The organism is Oleiphilus sp. HI0128 (genome assembly GCF_001635365.1).
The window spans coordinates 1-351 of record NZ_LWGG01001079.1 but is presented as its reverse complement, the minus strand read 5'-3'; the positions used below and the strand labels follow the sequence as shown (position 1 = coordinate 351).

1 pseudogene is annotated in these 351 nt (G+C 42.5%); it reads left to right on the top strand.

Features of this window, described 5'->3' with window-relative positions:
- Positions 1-37: 37 nt before the first annotated feature.
- Positions 38-351: pseudogene (locus A3763_RS18385) on the top strand (hypothetical protein); the annotation flags it as partial.

The window sequence follows — 351 nt, the reverse complement described above, 5'->3', positions numbered from 1 at the left end:
TAAGCACGTTTAAATCGATAAAAATAGAGGCAAACAAATGAACTGCGCGGCGAAAATTTCTACTCACGATACATCTATTGAAGAACGATTAACTATGCTTAAGTCAGCGGCTCGAGCTAATCCTTACCCTTCCTTCAATGAGAGGAAAAAAAATCTTCTAAATCTTCGTAGCCAAATTCAGCGTTACCAAGATGCCATTACCGCTGCAGCAGCCAAAGACTTTGGCTGGCGCGCACCAGCTGAATCTAAACTTATTGATGTGCTCGGGCCCGTTTTAGAAATCAATCATGCAGTTCACAAACTCAAAAAGTGGATGAAGCCTAGTCGTAGATCCACGGAGTTACTCTTCAC